The following is a 15,763-nucleotide window of genomic DNA, read 5'->3' on the forward strand; positions in this document are numbered from 1 at the left end:
GTCCTGTTAAATTAGTTTATTGGCTTTCAATCAATAGCCCACGTTCATTGAACCCTAAACGATTTTAACGAAAAATTTCTGTTTATCCTGACTTTTGGTATCACATGACAACTAGATATATTTTTGTAACTGGCGGCGTTGTATCGTCTCTTGGTAAAGGCATTGCAGCAGCTTCTTTAGCGGCGATCCTTGAAGCGCGTGGCTTAAAAGTTACCATGCTTAAACTTGATCCTTATATCAATGTTGATCCTGGTACTATGAGCCCAATTCAACATGGTGAAGTTTTTGTTACCGAAGACGGTGCTGAAACTGATTTAGATTTAGGTCACTACGAGCGTTTTATTCGTACCAAGATGACCAAGCGTAATAACTTTACCACTGGTCGTATTTACCAAGATATTCTTGCGCGTGAGCGTAAAGGTGAATTCTTAGGTGCAACAATTCAGGTTATCCCTCATATTACCAACGACATTAAACGTCGAGTGATTGAAGGTGCCGAAGGTTACGATATAGCCATGGTTGAAATTGGTGGTACGGTAGGTGATATTGAATCACAACCTTTCTTAGAAGCGATTCGTCAATTAGGTACTGAACTTGGCCGTGAACGCGCTATGTTTATGCACTTAACGTTAGTGCCTTACATTGCTGCCGCAGGTGAAATTAAAACCAAACCTACACAACACTCAGTAAAAGAGTTACGTTCAATTGGTATTTTCCCAGATATCTTAGTATGTCGTAGCGAATGTGCTATTCCTGCGAATGAACGAGCGAAGATCGCTTTATTTACCAATGTTGAAGAGCGTGCTGTTGTGTCAATGCGCGACGTAGACAGTATCTATAAAGTACCTGCGTTATTAAAATCACAAGGCACAGATGAACTTGTGGTTAAACGTTTTGGTTTAGAAGCACCAGAAGCTGACTTAACTGAATGGGAACAAGTACTTTATCAAGAAGCCAACCCAGTCGGCGAAGTAAACATTGGCATGGTAGGTAAGTACATTGAATTGCCAGATGCTTATAAATCAGTAAATGAAGCATTAAAACATGCCGGTATTAAAAACCAAGTTAAAGTAAAAATTAACTATGTAGATTCACAAGATGTCGAAGCTAAAGGTGTTGATATTTTAAAAGATCTCGATGCGATTTTAGTACCGGGTGGTTTTGGTGAGCGTGGTGTTGAGGGTAAAATTTTAGCAGCACAGTATGCGCGTGAAAACAAAGTACCTTATTTAGGTATTTGTTTGGGCATGCAAGTGGCGTTAATTGAATTTGCCCGTAACGTGGCGGGTTTAACTGATGCGCACAGCACAGAGTTCCACCCTGAAACAACTGCACCTGTGGTTGGTTTAATCAATGAATGGTTAGACGAAGAAGGTAAAGTTGAGTACCGCAGTGAAGACTCAGATTTGGGCGGTACTATGCGTTTAGGTTCACAATTGTGCCACCTTGTGAAAGGTACCAAGGTGTGTGACGTATATGGTAGTGAAACAATTTATGAAAGACACCGTCACCGTTTTGAGGTAAATAATAACTTCCGAGAGCAATTAAGCAAAGCTGGTTTAGTCTTCTCGGGTTTATCTACTGATAAAAGTTTAGTTGAAGTGATCGAGATACCTGATCACCCTTGGTTTATTGCTGGACAGTTCCACCCAGAGTTTAATTCAACTCCGCGTGATGGACATCCGTTATTTGAAAGTTTTGTTGCTGCCTCATTTGAGCACCAGAAACAACTCAATAGCTAAAACAAGTATTAACTAAAACCGTGGCCTATGCCGCGGTTTTGTTTTCAAGGATGAAAGCACGTGATTTTTGCTCCAGACAAATCACAAGTACATACATCCGTGTATGCAAGGCACGCAGACAGGATGTCGCCAGGCGTGTTTATGTTCAGGAAGAACGGTGTGATTTTTGTTTCGATAAAATCACAACAGCCAATACAGTGTCGAGAAGACACTTAACTAGAACGTTATTGGTCAAAAGTAAAAATTTTTCTTGATAACAGGATTTATCAACGGGTCGTAAAGGAGTTAACGACAAAAAATAGCACAAGTGCATCACAATCAATCAGGGCAAGCTTGGCTTGCTAGAAGTTATGTTAATTTTATTCGTTTTTCGCTTTCATTTAGTGGGCTAAAAGAAAGCTAAACGGTGTTTAAATCAAGTAGGAAATATAATGTCGAATATTAGTAAGATCATCGCACGTGAAATCATGGACTCTCGTGGTAACCCAACAGTTGAAGCTGATGTATATTTAGAATCAGGCGCATGGGGCCGCGCTGCAGCACCATCTGGTGCATCTACAGGTTCACGTGAAGCATTAGAGCTTCGTGATGGTGATAAAGCGCGTTATTTAGGTAAAGGTGTTTTAAAAGCTGTTGCTGCAGTAAATGATAGCATTGCGCCTGCACTTGTGGGTCAATGTTCACTTGAGCAAGCAAAAGTTGACCAAATCATGATCGACTTAGACGGCACAGAAAACAAAGAAAACTTTGGTGCTAACGCTATTCTTGCAGTTTCTTTAGCGGTAGCAAAAGCTGCAGCAAACGAAAAGAAAGTTCAATTATTCGAACACATTGCTGACTTAAACGGCACTCCGGGTCAGTACTCTTTACCTTTGCCTATGATGAACATCATCAATGGCGGTGAGCACGCAGACAACAACGTTGATATTCAAGAATTCATGGTTCAACCAGTAGGTGCTGACAGCTTCCGTGAAGCATTACGTATGGGCGCTGAAATCTTCCACGCACTTAAAAAAGTATTATCTGGCAAAGGTTTAAATACTGCTGTTGGTGATGAAGGTGGTTTTGCACCTGACTTAGCGTCAAATGCTGATGCATTAGCAGTAATTAAAGAAGCGGTTGCCGCGGCAGGTTATGAGTTAGGTAAAGACGTAACCTTAGCAATGGATTGTGCTGCATCAGAATTTTACGATGCTGACAAAGGTATTTATGACCTTAAAGGTGAAGGCAAGCAATTTACTGCTAACCAATTCTCTGACTTTTTAGCAAGCCTTTGTGAAGAATACCCAATTGTTTCAATTGAAGATGGCTTAGACGAATCAGACTGGGACGGTTTTGCTTACCAAACTAAATTAATTGGTGACAAAGTTCAGATCGTTGGTGATGACTTATTCGTAACAAATACTAAAATCTTAGCACGTGGTATCGAGCAAGGTATTGGTAACTCTATCTTAATTAAGTTCAACCAAATCGGTTCATTAACTGAAACCTTAGCAGCGATTAAAATGGCGAAAGACGCTGGTTTTACTGCCGTTATCTCTCATCGCTCTGGTGAAACTGAAGATGCAACTATCGCTGATTTAGCCGTTGGTACAGCAGCTGGTCAAATCAAAACGGGTTCTTTATGTCGTTCTGACCGTGTTTCTAAGTACAACCAATTGTTACGTATTGAAGAATTTTTAGGTGATAAAGCGGTATTTAACGGTTTATCTGAAGTTAAAGGTCAAGGTTAATTCCTTTACTTTGAAGCCCTAGAAAGCTGATGAATAATCCGATGGTATTTACCATCGGATTTTTTTTGCCTGAAAAATTTTATCTGATTGGCGTTACTGCTGGCAAACTGGCTTTTTTTTATTTTGTTTTGCGCTGTAAATACTGGTAAAACAGCATGTTTTGCTCTAATTAATTGGCGAGCGTTTAATACAGCCAGAAAATAATGAAGCTCCAAGTGCTTAATTGGTTTTTTGTACAGTTCCTCTTTTACTTATTGCTCGCTTGTGCTTAAGCAAAGATTTTTCCCTTTAGTATGCTAATCTACAAGTAAGGTGTTAACTTCTGGGGTGTTGCTGCAACGGTGAGCTTTTTTAAAAGTCTTTTGTTGGTATGTGTCGTCTGTGCTAGCTCGTTAGCTCGCAGCGAGACGGTTTACCTTGCAACACTGCATTGGCCGCCTTATTCGGGCGACAATCTCTCTCAGCAAGGGGCGAGTGTTATGGTGGCAAAAGCTGCCTTTGCTGCCATGGGACATGAATTAATTGTTGATGTTTTTCCATGGAGCCGTGCGGTGAAAATGGTTAAGCAGGGGCAGTCTAAATACGCGGGCTATTTTCCAGAATATTATCATCAAAGTGATAGTTTTATCTTTTCAGCACCTGCTGGCAGCGGCCCACTTGGTTTAATTGAACACGCCCAAGCGCCGATTGAATTTTTTGAAATAGACGATCTTCGTCGCTATAAAATTGGCATTGTGCAAGATTATGTTAATACCCAAGCTTTTGATCAGTTAGTTGCCGAAGGTGAAATTTCAGTGCAACGGGTAATGACCGACGAAATGAATATCTTTAAGCTCGCCAATCAACGCATTGATGCTGCGGTGATTGATATAAATGTATTTAACTACCTCATCACTCATGATAAAAAGTATCATCACATCAAAGATCAAATTAAAGTTCACCGTAACTTATTGGAGAATAAAGCGCTTTATATTGCTTTTAATGCTGACGATAGAGGAAAAAAGTGGTTAGATATATATAACAAAGGCTTAGCCAAAATACAGGTTGAGTCATTATTTAAAAATTATTTTACCCACTTACATGAAATGGGATCTGGCACGAATAAGCCAATGAGTAAATAACGTGCCATTGTTAAGAAAAATAATCGGTATCGGCTAAGTAATAAAATCATTATTAAAATATCTAAAACAGGCACTTACTACTATAATTAACATAAATCTATAAGATAAAATTTCATTGCTGTTAACGCTAGCTTATCTTTTGGCATCGCGATCAGGTTAACGGGTATTGTGCTAAAAACAAAAAAGGGCGTTATTTGATTTATATAAAACACCTTGTTCGAATAAATTGCTTCTTAGTTTTAAGTGGCATATTTTTTTTATTTGGCATGCTTTTAGCGAGTGCTAAAGCAAATGTCGCTCCTCAATCTTCAACATATCAACGTCAAACACCTGAAACTGTTATCAATGGCGAACTCTCACTAACATGCACTTTGCCCTATGATGCGATTGAGTTTAACGCTAACCCTATTTTTAATGAAAACGAAGAAGGCATTATTTGGTTTCATCGACTTGCCAATAAATTACACATAACCACCAAGGAAATGACGCTTGAAAATGAATCGGCATTTTTCCTCGAAAAATGTGAAAAAAAACCAGAAGATTTAGCTGAGTTAGAGCGACATTTACGGGCAAGAAAATTTTTACGAGATGCACGAGTTTCATTAGATGAACAGCAAAACGTTATTAGCATTGAAACTTGGGATAACTGGTCGTTATTACCAACAATAAGCTTTGGACGAAAGGGCGGAGAAAGTACCTATAGCTTAGGCATAAAAGAGCGAAACTTGCTTGGCCTTGGCATAGATACTGAAATCGAAACCTATAGCAATGTTCAGCGTTCAGGGTATCGATTAGTCAGCAATATTCCGCTATTTCAGAAAAAAAATACCCATTTAGCGCTTAGGTTTGCCGACAATGATGACGGCATTCAACATGCAATATCGCTAAATAAAAGCTTTGCTGGTTTTCATACTAAATACGCCTACCGTCTTGGTTATAATGAAGAAATGCGTGATGATACTATTTATCAAAATGGTGATGAGCAATCAGTTTTCCAGCATGATATGGAACATAAAGAGCTAAGTTACGGCTGGTTAGTTACCAATACTAAAGACTACGTTTTGCGTTATCGAGCCGGATTTACACAAGATCAACACCTGTTTTCATCGATTAGTGATTATGAAGAAGCACTGCCGGTAACCGAACTACCGCGTGACCGAGATTTTCTCTATCCGTGGTTTGACGTGCAGTACATTGAAAAAGACTTTAAGAAAAAAAATAATATCCATCTTATTTCACAAATTGAAGACTTTAATACTGGCTGGCAAGTGCACTCTCGTATTGGTGTTGGCGATGGCAGCAATGAAGATTCAGCATGGCTGTTTTGGCAGTCGCAAATTCACAAAGGGTTTTCATTATATCAAGATGATTTGTTATTGATGAAGGTTGCACTGGCAGGCGATATTTACCAACAAGGTAACAATCGTTTGTTAGCTAATATTTCAACCGAATATTTTTACCAACTGTCTGAAAAGTGGGGTTTTTACTTACACAACGCCAATACCTTTAGCGAAAACCAATATTTAGATCGTCCAGTAACTATGGGCGGTAATACCGGTCTTCGTGGTTTTCCTTTGCAATATCAACACGGTAAGAAAAGTGTAAAATTTAGCTCTGAAATACGCTATTACCCAAATATTAATATCTATAAATTATTTGATTTAGCAGGTACGGTGTTTGCTGACGCTGGTCGTGCATTTGGTGGTTCAATCGCTGAAAATACTGACTCGGGTTGGCTGCACTCATTTGGTGTTGGCGCTCGAATATACTCTCCTCATGCGGGAGGCAATAATCATGTTATTCATATCGATTTTGCTTTTCCACAAAGCAGTGATCCAGACATCGATAGTTTTGAAATTCGCGTTGAAGCCAAACATGCCTTTTAATAACACTTACATTTTTTGATACAAATCAGCGCTATTGGTTTTCTCTCGCCTCGTTACACTAATCAGATAAAAGACTCATTCCACAATAAAAATATGCTTAAAGGACTAATCAATTTATGAAGTTGTTGTCACTATTATTATTGACGTTATTCACCTTACCCAGTCTCGCTCAAGACACTTTGAGGACAATAAATACCGAATATACGCGCATTCATTTTCATCAAGATTATCGTCAGTTTGCTGAGCAAGTTGCACTAAAAATTGACCCGATATATCAAGACGTTGGTCAACGTATTGGCTTTACCAATAAGCATAAAGTTGACGTACTAATTTCAGATAAATACCATCAAGCCAATGGCTCGGCGATGCCGCTTGCTTCTGGGCCAATACTGAATATTTATACCAGCTCACCTCGCTCTGAACAGTCGTTAGGGCATTACAGTGATTGGTTAGATTTGGTGCTAAGCCATGAATTGGCCCATCATATTCACCTTATTGAGCCATCGAGAAGTTGGCGCGCTATTTTTGATAAATTTATTCTTGAAGCAGACTTTGCTAATTTATCGCGTTATCCGCGTTGGGCAATTGAAGGTTATGCCACTGTAATTGAAACGGAATTTACCCAACAAGGACGCGTTAACAGCGACTATGTTAATGCATTGCTTGCTCAGTGGGCGGTTGAAGGGCAACTGCCAAGCTACAATGCCATGAACGGGCGCGAGCGCTATCAAGGTAATCGCATGGCATACATGCAAGGTAGTGCGTTTTTAATTTGGTTGCAGCAAAATTACAGCCAAGGTGAGGATGATAAAATTGGCACTTTAGCCAAGCTTTGGCGACGAAGCACGGCTAAAGAATATCGAAACTTTGAAAAAGCCTTTACCGGATTATTTTTAGAACATCCTGAGGTCTTATATAAACGCTTTGTTGCCGAGCAAATTTATCTCGCCAAACAAGGACAGGCGACAGATGTGTCAGGTAAGTTGTGGCTGAAAAATCGCGAACAAATTTTAGCAAGTGAACCTTCGCCCGATGAAAAGCACATTTTGCAATTAGAATATGATCATAAAAATGGTCAACAGCTCTCGGTTTATTCATTAGCTGAAAATAGCAAAGCCAAAACAAGATTTGTTGAAAAAAATAGCAAACTCATTGCACAAGACCCTCAAGATATTGCCGATACCATGCCAGCGGTATTTAACCGCACGGCAAAGTTTACTTTCTACCCAGAGCGTGGCAAAAGCTGGCGACATGCTCGATGGTTAGATAAAGACAATGTGCTGTTGTTACAGCGTCAGCTGCAACAAAATCGTGAGCTGGGTTTTGAGCTCGCCAAACTTAATTTAGCCAGTGGTGAAGTGACTCTCATCAGTCGTGGCTTACGCATTCAAGATTTTGCTTTAACGCCAGATAAACAATCAGTTTTGGCGGTTCGCCACTATGCAGGCTTAAATCAACTGGTTAAAGTTGCCTTAAATGATGGCAGTTGGCAAGCACTTACACATGAGCTGTTAAATACACCAATGGATAACCTGAGTATTTCAGCTGATGGCAAGCAGCTTGCGTTAATGGCAATTGCAGATAAACGCTGGCATATTCATTTACTTGATTTAGCGGATAATGTTTGGCAAAAAATTGCTTTACCGATTTCTGGTAATTATGTTTCGCATTTACGTTGGCAAGGTAATTCGCTGTATATTAGCCACAGCAGCAAGGATAAAAATAACAATGCGCGCGTTAATGTTTATCGCTTAAACTTGGTTGATCAAACATGGCAGCAACTGACTTTTGGTCATCAATTGGCAACCGATGCATTTGTCATCGATGACAAGCTGCTGTTTACTGTGACGCAAAGTCGTGGTCAAAGCACTTTTGCACAACCTCTGCCTGCCAATTCTGACGTCAGTGTTAGTGTCAAAGCCAGTGCTAACAACAACTTGGCGAAAGGAAAGTTTGAATTACAACCTAGCAATTTGTTGGCGGCATCATCAACAAGTCATGCAGGTAACCCCGCACAAACTCAAGTACAAACTCAGGTTCAAAATAAAGTACAAAGCCAAAATTATGGCCTAGGTCCGCAAGCATTTACCAGTGCGGTATTATCAGGTTATGTCAGTAATGACGATTCAGGTGGTGATTTATTATTGCGCGGCGGTGATCCTTTAGGTCGGCTGCAATGGCAAGGCGTGATTAACCAAAGTGATTTACAAAGCAATCAAGCGATACAAGTAAAAAGTCGCTGGCAGTCAATCACGGCATACGGTGAATGGGTGAATAATGATTTTGATGTCGATTATTTTCAGCGGCAAAACCAGGCCTTAAACATAGAAGTTGCTTATCAATACCCATTTTTTGAACATGTTAACTGGCAAGGGAAAATGGGCTTAGGCCGTGAAAAAATAACCACTGCGACAATTGACGACACGCTTGATTCTTATCGCTTCGAAAGTGAACTTGATTTTTTAGCTTCGTATAAAAAAGCATTTTATGGGGCAAGTTTTGACGCTGCATTAATTGACTATCAAGGAGATACTAGCGCATGGCAGCGAAATGATTTATTGCTTGGCGCTTTTGTTGGTTATAGCGATTATGCGCTGCGTTATCAGTATCAACAATTTCGATTAGATGACGATGCGCCCGAGCACGCTTTATTAAGTTATGGTGGCCAGCAAAGTTCGGCCGCGAGCCAAGTGAAAAATGCACAACTATTAGATCCGCGTTTACCGCTTGCTTGGCAAACAGGGCATGAATTTAGCCAACATAGCGCTAGTTTAGGCAGTGGTGCTAGCCAACTTTTTTATTTGCAACACCAAAGCGACCAACAAGAAACACTTGATGCCTATGGTATTGAGTTTGCTGAAAAGCTATCAGACGTTGGTCCTTTATTAAATGGCTTAACGGTTAAAGCGGGTTTAACTTGGTATCAAACTCCAGCGCAAAGCGACGAGCAGCAGTTTTATTTTGCTTTAAGCTATTTATTGAAATAGCTTGGCAAAACTATCCGCTAATCTTTGAAGTTGCCGAGCGTTAGGTATACCAAAACGTAGTGCGTTTTGTTCATCGCATAAACGCACATACACACCTTGTTGGCATAGACGCTCAAATATTTCAGCAGCTTTTGGGTGCGCTAAGGTGATAAATAACGAACAACAACGCAAACCTTGATGCCCAAAATATTGGGATAGTAGTTGTGCAAGTTTTTCAGACTGATGTTTTAATTGGTGTTTTTGCTGCTGTTGCCAAGGGTTATTTTTAAAAGCGTGCTCAGCAATATACAACGCGACACCATTGACTTGCCAAGGGCCAACGCTATCTTTAATCAGCGCTAACCACTGCTTGTTGGTACAAACAAAACCAATTCTAAGCCCTGCTAACCCAAAAAACTTACCAAACGATCTTAAAATGATGATGTTTTCATCGAGATTATTTGAAAGCCTTGGCACAAAAGATTGCTCAGGTTCAAGCATATCGACAAACGCTTCATCAATAACTAATAGTCCTTTGGCCTTTTTGACGTTTTTGGCAAGTTGCGAAAGTGCATTAGGTTCAAAATAATCGGTGGTTGGGTTGTTAGGGTTGATCACCACTACCACGGCAAAATCAGCTACTGTTGTTGGCAGTTGCTGTTGGTAGAACTGGCAAATGTAACCTGCATCTTGCCATGCTTTTTGGTGTTCTTTATAGCCTACTTTAGGTAGATAAACTGTGCGTTTTTGCTGAACTTTTAATGTGTTTACTTGCTCACTTGATGACTGCTTTTCTACAGGAACATCAATTGAGCTTAGTTTTTGATGCCAGAGCTGAGGAAGGCGCTCAATTAAACTTTGGCTACCGGCAATCGGCCAACAATGCTCGCTTTGATAATAGCGATTAGCTTGTTTTATCAGTGACGCCGGCACAGTCGGTAAATCTTGCCAATAGCTTGTTGGAATTTCTGGCAGCGGATACGAAAAAGGCGCGATGCCGGTTGAAAGATCAAGCCAGTTGGCGGGCTCAATTTCATATTGTTTGGCTATGCGGTCGAGTTGTCCGCCATGTGTTAGGCTCATTTAGTTCTGACTCATGTGATTCGGGCTCATGTGTGCTGACTCTTTTTTAACGGCTGTAGAGCCATTCGCCGAAAAAACAAAATATTAACATTAAAACAATAACGTGCTTTAAAGCATTTAAACTGTCTTTAATATGCCTTGCTTGGGGCATATCACCTTCACCCAATAAAGGTGAGTGTACAACTTTGCCATGATAAATCGCATTCGCATTGCCTAAGCGTACTTGTAGCAAGGTTGCACCGGCGGCCATGACCCAACCGCCATTATGACTTTTGTAAGCTTTTGCTTGCTCAGCGGCATTGATGATAATTCGGGTAAATAGTGCTTTGCGAAGGCCTAATATAGCGTAAGCAAAACTGGTAATTTTGGCAGGAATAAAGGCTAACACATCATCGGCACGTGCTGCGCAGCGGCCAAAATAATAAAATTGAGTATTTTTATAACCCCACATCGCATCTAAGGTATTGGCTAAGCGGTGTAATATCACCAAAGGTGCGCCGCCAAGTATAAATAAAATCAGCGTTGCGGTAACCGCATCATTGCTATTTTCTAGCATAGATTCGGTGGTGCAGCGGCTAATCGCTTGTTCATCAAGCTGAGCTGTTTCTCTACTAACAATGTAACCGCAATACTTGCGGGCATCGGCTAGGTTTTGCTGCACTAATGCTTGATATATTTGCATGCCATGTTGTTTTAAGCTGTTATAACCTAAAGCCCAATATACAATCACCGCTTCAAGGAAAAATACCATCACAGTTTGATGATTAGCAAAAGCGCCGGTAAATAGTGTGTTGGTTTGTAAGGCATTTATAAAGTAATAACACAGTACCGGCAAGGGCATCACTAATAAAACCCAAGATAAAGCCCCTTTGATGATTGCCGACTTGTTTGCTTGAGAAGCACTCACGTTTACCTTGCCCGCTAAGCGGTTGGCCAAGTGACCAAAGCCAACTAGGGGATGATACTTTTTAGGCTCTCCGAGCCAATAATCAAGCAGCAGGGCAAATAGCAAGGTAAGTGATAACAGTGGCATGGTCATGAGGTTATTGGCTGCTTTTTAGATGTGAAATGCTGTGGTTAATGGCGTTGTATTGTAGCGTGATTTGTTCGCCATTTTTGATGATATTTTCTTTGGTAGTAAGTTTATCACTAAAGCGAGCATCATGGTGAAATACAGCAAGGTAATGCTTGATAATATCGCCATGGCTGATAATTAAAATGTCGCCGCTTTGCTCTTGTTGTCCAATGGTTAATAAAGCTTGATGAAAGCGCTGCAAGGCGTTTTTCAGACTTTCTCCGCAAGGTGGTTTAGCGCATAAATTAGTGACGGATGATTGTTGATGATAAATGCGCTGAAAGCGATTTTGCCGTGCCAGTTTTTTTATTGCCTGACCTTGCCATAAACCTAAATGCCTTTCTTGTAAGTGCGGTAGTACGTGCGCTTTTATCTTTAGTATTTGCGCGCAAAGGGCGGCGGTTTTGTTGGCGCGACCAAGGGACGAGCAGTATAGGGCGGTTATTGGCCGGTTCAATTGGCAACCTTGCTTGTCTAGGTTTAAGGCAAGTGCTCGAACTTGCTGGCGACCTTTTACCGTTAAGTTGCTGTCGCGTTGTCCTTGTAGCTTTGCTTCTACATTCCACTGGGTTTGACCATGGCGAGCTAAATGAAGGTAACAATTATGGCGCATAGACAGTTGCGCCCATCTTCATGCGCGTTTGTGCAAAATTTGAAAAATATGCGTAAGCTGTTTTGTTCATCATGCAGGTAAAAATTTCGTATTCAGGCCTAGTCGGCGCAACTTTACTAAAGCGCTACTTGTTGTTCAATCATTGTTTAAAGTTCAGGAAAAATCTTTTCGGCTAAGCTATTTTATCTTTTGCTGTCAATGCAGTATGCTTATTTACTAAGCAGTAATAACAACCTTAAGCACATGAATCAGCAAACTTCACTTTGGCAAGAGCAGCATCAGTCTTCAGATTTTTCTGAACTGTGCAATGCGCTATATGAGCGAGAACTACGCTTACTTGCCGATGCTGATATTAGCTCAGTGCAAGCGATACAAGCACGTATCAAAAGCCTTCCTTATTACATAAAACGTACCGCGCATTTAATGACTCAGGCGAATACGCCATTAGCATTAGATACACAAAATGCCAGTTGGAGTGCCAAACAAAGTGCGCATATTCCCTTGGCTGGCCAAGAACATCAAGCGGTTTGGCAATGGCTCAATAATACGAATTTAGTACCTGGACTGGTGCTGCCAATTGCTTTGTCAGATCGCATTGTTTTAGACTGTGTCGATAAAGTCGACCAAGCTGGGCAGCGTTTTCGTACCAACTTATTTGGCTGGTGTAGCCAAACCCAAGATATTAATGAACACGCACCACGTATATTAAAGCCTAACAAAAAGGTGATGAGCGCCGCATGTGCAGGGCATTGCTGGCGTGATAATCAAAAAGTGAGACCGAATATTCCTACCTTACGAGAGCTGTTGTTATCTTGCCAAATAAACTGGAAAAACTTCAAACAACCTTTATCAATATAAGGTAAGCAATTGCTTGCTTAACCAAGCTCGCATTTCAAGGCTTTTTCAGTATAATACTGGTCATTCAGCGATTTATTTTTCTTTGGCATGCGCGCATTTACCGTACTTTTAGTGATTTTGTTGCTAGCACTTCAATACCGACTTTGGTTTGGTAAAAACAGTGTGCCTGACTATTTATCTTTAGAGCAAGAACTTGCTCGCCAACAACAAGATAACGACAAACTTCGCCAACGTAATAAATTATTATATGCAGATACCGATGATCTAAAGTCAGGTATTGAAGCAATAGAAGAACGTGCCCGAAATGAATTAGGCATGATCAAATCAAACGAAACCTTTTTCCGTATTATTCCCAGTGAAGATAAAAATGAATTCAAAGCGCGCACGCGATCTCAAGGTAACATTGAATAATGGCTGAGCCATTTGGGCAGTTTGTTGCAGTTGTGCCCGCTGCCGGAGTGGGCAAACGCATGAAAAGCCAATGCCCCAAACAGTATTTAAAGATTGGCCAATTAACGGTATTAGAGCATACCGTGCAGCGTTTATTGGCCCACCCGCTGATTAACCACGTAGTGATAGCGTTAGGCGCAGAAGATGAATATTTTAGAGATACTTCATTAGCCAAGAATGCCCAAGTTAGTACCGTTATTGGCGGAAAAGACCGTGTTGACTCGGTACTCGCGGGCTTAAAAAGCCTTGAGCCGAATCGTTATCAATGGGCACTGGTGCATGATGCGGCCAGACCTTGTTTAAGTTTGACCGATATTGAGTCGTTAATAAGTACCTGTGTTGATAAAAACCTTGGCGGCTTATTAGCTTCACCCGTGCGCGATACCATGAAAAGAAGCGATCAAAGTCAAACGGTGTTACATACCGAAGAGCGTAATCATTTATGGCACGCACTTACGCCGCAATTGTTTCCGATTGAACAACTCATTTTGGCGATTGAATCAGGCTTAGCAAATAACGCCAATATTACCGATGAGTCTTCTGCAATAGAGCTGGCTGGTTATACCAGCATTATTGTTGAAGGCAGTAGCAAAAATATCAAAATTACTCAGCCTGATGATTTGGCCTTTGCCGAATTTATACTGAGCCAGCAACATCAAGCAAGCTCTCCTTTTACTGAACAGACAAGAGAATCAAAATGCGAATAGGTCATGGTTTTGACGTACACAAGTTTGGCGGTGAAGGGCCAATTGTTTTAGCCGGCATTGAAATAGCACACCCGCAAGGGTTTATTGCACACTCTGATGGCGATGTGGCTATTCATGCCTTATGTGATGCGATTTTAGGCGCACTTTGTTTGGCCGATATTGGCAATCATTTCCCTGATACCGATGGTCAATACGAAAATATTTCCTCTCGTATTTTATTGCGCCATGTTGTTGGCTTAATGACGGAAAAGGGATATCAACTAGGTAATGCTGATATCACCATTGTTGCTCAGGCACCTAAAATTGCTCCGCATTTACTCGCCATGCGTGAATGTTTAGCTAAGGACTTAGTCGCTGATATTGATCAAGTGAATGTAAAAGCGACTACCACTGAAAAGTTAGGCTATGCCGGCAGAAAAGAAGGCATCGCTGTACATGCCGTGGTGCTACTTGCGCCCATCACCAAACCGAGTGAATCATAAATGACCACTTCATATCATTATTTATTTGGACAACCTGCCTCGACAGGTCTTCTGCGCAGCACCATGGCAGATTTTAAGGTATTTGAACAATTACCGTTTGAACCTTGCGGTGAAGGTGAGCACTTATTAATTCACATTCGAAAAACAGGTGCCAATACCGTTTATGTGGCTAGAGAGCTAGCAAAGTACTTTTCTGTCAAAGAAAACTTGGTTTCGTATGCTGGCTTAAAAGATCGTTTTGCGGTAACTGAGCAGTGGTTTGGTGTACATGTGCCGGGTAAACAAGTTTTTGATTTAAGTGATTTGACTATCGAGGGTGTTGAGGTTTTATCTTATGCCCGCCATAACAAAAAACTGCGTATTGGTTCCCTTTCTGGCAATCGCTTTGAACTGACCTTAAAAGAAGTCACTGATATTGACGATTTAACCCGCCGCTGGCATGCCGTGGTTGAACATGGTGTGCCCAATTACTTTGGCGAGCAACGATTTGGCATTAATGGCGGCAATATAGACCATGCCTTGGCTTTATTTGGCGGTAAAAAAGTTAAAGACAAGAAAAAGCGCGGTATGTATTTATCGGCAGCCCGTTCAGCTATTTTTAATAAAATGGTGAGCGAGCGCATTGCAAATAACAGCTTTGAGCAATTACTTGCAGGCGACGTTATGATGCTTGCCGGCACACAATCTGTTTTTGTTGCTGACACAATTGATGAGACACTCAATAAACGTTTTGCTGAAAAAGACATTGATATTACCGCACCCATGTGGGGCGCAGGTGAATTAATGACGCAATTAAATGCCAAAGAATTTGAAGAGAATATCGCGCAGCAATATCCTGAATTTTGTGCTGGCTTGCCAAAGTTTGGCTTAAAACAAGAGCGCCGGAAAATACGTTTGTCGATAGCACAACCTAATATCGAGACCAATGGTAATACTGTCACAATCAGTTTTGTATTATCAGCTGGCTGTTATGCAACAACAGTATTGCGAGAGTTGCTAAACTACACCGACATGACTGAGCGTGTTAGATCTGATAAAAGCGAATAA

13 protein-coding genes are annotated in these 15,763 nt (G+C 40.9%); 10 read left to right on the forward strand and 3 right to left on the reverse strand.

The genetic code is table 11. The features are described from left to right. Positions 1-104 precede the first annotated feature (104 nt). From ACRRSQ_RS14215 to ACRRSQ_RS14235, 5 genes are all read left to right on the forward strand, one after another. Positions 105-1,742 carry a CTP synthase gene (locus ACRRSQ_RS14215; RefSeq protein WP_440876421.1) on the forward strand — a complete coding sequence of 546 codons (1,638 nt, stop codon included), beginning with the start codon at positions 105-107 and terminating at the stop codon, positions 1,740-1,742. 431 nt (positions 1,743-2,173) lie between these two features. Continuing rightward, on the forward strand, positions 2,174-3,475 hold the full coding sequence (gene eno, locus ACRRSQ_RS14220) for a phosphopyruvate hydratase (protein ID WP_440876422.1): 1,302 nt from the start codon (positions 2,174-2,176) through the stop codon (positions 3,473-3,475). A gap of 341 nt (positions 3,476-3,816) precedes the next feature. Further along, positions 3,817-4,596 carry a substrate-binding periplasmic protein gene (locus ACRRSQ_RS14225; RefSeq protein ID WP_440876423.1) on the forward strand — a complete coding sequence of 260 codons (780 nt, stop codon included), beginning with the start codon at positions 3,817-3,819 and terminating at the stop codon, positions 4,594-4,596. A gap of 194 nt (positions 4,597-4,790) precedes the next feature. Further along, on the forward strand, positions 4,791-6,482 hold the full coding sequence (locus tag ACRRSQ_RS14230; RefSeq protein ID WP_440876424.1) for a hypothetical protein: 1,692 nt from the start codon (positions 4,791-4,793) through the stop codon (positions 6,480-6,482). 116 nt (positions 6,483-6,598) lie between these two features. After that, the gene (locus tag ACRRSQ_RS14235) at positions 6,599-9,469 is read left to right on the forward strand and encodes a TolB family protein (RefSeq protein ID WP_440876425.1); all 2,871 of its coding nucleotides are present in this window, start codon (positions 6,599-6,601) and stop codon (positions 9,467-9,469) included. Here ACRRSQ_RS14235 and ACRRSQ_RS14240 read toward each other — a convergent pair. From ACRRSQ_RS14240 to ACRRSQ_RS14250, 3 genes are read right to left on the reverse strand one after another with little or no spacing between them, the layout of a single operon-like run. Beyond that, complete coding sequence (locus ACRRSQ_RS14240; RefSeq protein WP_440876426.1) at positions 9,458-10,531, reverse strand: threonine-phosphate decarboxylase; 1,074 nt, start codon at positions 10,529-10,531, stop codon at positions 9,458-9,460. The two genes, ACRRSQ_RS14235 and ACRRSQ_RS14240, sit on opposite strands and share 12 nt — an antisense overlap. Before the next feature lie 46 nt (positions 10,532-10,577). After that, entirely contained in the window at positions 10,578-11,570 is a 993-nt protein-coding gene (locus tag ACRRSQ_RS14245; RefSeq protein WP_440876427.1) for a cobalamin biosynthesis protein CobD/CbiB, read from the reverse strand. Positions 11,571-11,574: 4 nt separating this feature from the next. Continuing rightward, complete coding sequence (locus ACRRSQ_RS14250; RefSeq protein ID WP_440876428.1) at positions 11,575-12,219, reverse strand: histidine phosphatase family protein; 645 nt, start codon at positions 12,217-12,219, stop codon at positions 11,575-11,577. Between the two features lie 243 nt (positions 12,220-12,462). On the opposite strand from ACRRSQ_RS14250, the gene ACRRSQ_RS14255 reads away from it, so the two are divergent. The 5 genes from ACRRSQ_RS14255 (at position 12,463) to truD (ending at position 15,763) form a co-directional block, all read left to right on the forward strand. Beyond that, positions 12,463-13,077: a hypothetical protein gene (locus ACRRSQ_RS14255; protein WP_440876429.1), complete on the forward strand. Its 615-nt coding sequence runs from the start codon at positions 12,463-12,465 to the stop codon at positions 13,075-13,077. 87 nt (positions 13,078-13,164) lie between these two features. Then, positions 13,165-13,488 carry a cell division protein FtsB gene (gene ftsB, locus ACRRSQ_RS14260; protein ID WP_440876430.1) on the forward strand — a complete coding sequence of 108 codons (324 nt, stop codon included), beginning with the start codon at positions 13,165-13,167 and terminating at the stop codon, positions 13,486-13,488. Then, positions 13,488-14,234, forward strand: a complete 747-nt coding sequence (gene ispD, locus ACRRSQ_RS14265; RefSeq protein ID WP_440876431.1) for a 2-C-methyl-D-erythritol 4-phosphate cytidylyltransferase — start codon at positions 13,488-13,490, stop codon at positions 14,232-14,234. The genes ftsB and ispD overlap by 1 nt, the downstream gene beginning before the upstream one ends. Then, positions 14,225-14,716 (forward strand): 2-C-methyl-D-erythritol 2,4-cyclodiphosphate synthase, encoded by a 492-nt coding sequence (gene ispF, locus ACRRSQ_RS14270; RefSeq protein ID WP_440876432.1) that lies wholly within the window; start codon positions 14,225-14,227, stop codon positions 14,714-14,716. Before ispD ends, ispF begins: the two co-directional genes overlap by 10 nt. Then, positions 14,717-15,763: a tRNA pseudouridine(13) synthase TruD gene (truD, locus tag ACRRSQ_RS14275; RefSeq protein ID WP_440876433.1), complete on the forward strand. Its 1,047-nt coding sequence runs from the start codon at positions 14,717-14,719 to the stop codon at positions 15,761-15,763.

It is taken from the genome of Thalassotalea sp. PLHSN55, from assembly GCF_052030545.1.
GTDB lineage: Bacteria > Pseudomonadota > Gammaproteobacteria > Enterobacterales > Alteromonadaceae > CANMXU01.

Coding starts and splice junctions, on each gene's coding strand:
- ACRRSQ_RS14215 (WP_440876421.1), top strand. CDS start 105: ATGACAACTAGATATATTTTTGTAACTGGCGGCGTTGTATCGTCTCTT.
- eno (WP_440876422.1), top strand. CDS start 2,174: ATGTCGAATATTAGTAAGATCATCGCACGTGAAATCATGGACTCTCGT.
- ACRRSQ_RS14235 (WP_440876425.1), top strand. CDS start 6,599: ATGAAGTTGTTGTCACTATTATTATTGACGTTATTCACCTTACCCAGT.
- ACRRSQ_RS14240 (WP_440876426.1), bottom strand. CDS start 10,531: ATGAGCCTAACACATGGCGGACAACTCGACCGCATAGCCAAACAATAT.
- ACRRSQ_RS14245 (WP_440876427.1), bottom strand. CDS start 11,570: ATGACCATGCCACTGTTATCACTTACCTTGCTATTTGCCCTGCTGCTT.
- ACRRSQ_RS14250 (WP_440876428.1), bottom strand. CDS start 12,219: ATGCGCCATAATTGTTACCTTCATTTAGCTCGCCATGGTCAAACCCAG.
- ACRRSQ_RS14255 (WP_440876429.1), top strand. CDS start 12,463: ATGAATCAGCAAACTTCACTTTGGCAAGAGCAGCATCAGTCTTCAGAT.
- ftsB (WP_440876430.1), top strand. CDS start 13,165: ATGCGCGCATTTACCGTACTTTTAGTGATTTTGTTGCTAGCACTTCAA.
- ispD (WP_440876431.1), top strand. CDS start 13,488: ATGGCTGAGCCATTTGGGCAGTTTGTTGCAGTTGTGCCCGCTGCCGGA.
- ispF (WP_440876432.1), top strand. CDS start 14,225: ATGCGAATAGGTCATGGTTTTGACGTACACAAGTTTGGCGGTGAAGGG.
- truD (WP_440876433.1), top strand. CDS start 14,717: ATGACCACTTCATATCATTATTTATTTGGACAACCTGCCTCGACAGGT.